Genomic DNA, 285 nt, shown 5'->3' on the forward strand with positions numbered 1-285 from the left:
GTATAAGAGACAGCCTACGGGTGGCTGCAGTGGGGAATTTTCCGCAATGGGCGAAAGCCTGACGGAGCAAGACCGCGTGAGGGACGAAGGCTCTTGGGTTGTAAACCTCTTTTCTCAGGGAAGAAACCTGACGGTACCTGAGGAATAAGCATCGGCTAACTCCGTGCCAGCAGCCGCGGTAATACGGAGGATGCAAGCGTTATCCGGAATCATTGGGCGTAAAGAGTCCGTAGGTGGCACTTCAAGTCGGTTGTCAAAGACCACAGCTTAACTGTGGAAAGGCAG

Annotated in this window: 1 rRNA gene; it reads left to right on the forward strand. The window is 53.7% G+C overall.

What is annotated here, in order from left to right:
• A 16S ribosomal RNA gene (locus ACTHS3_RS17725) occupies positions 1-285 on the forward strand; the annotation flags it as partial.

The organism is Neisseria sp. P0009.S007 (assembly GCF_051962515.1).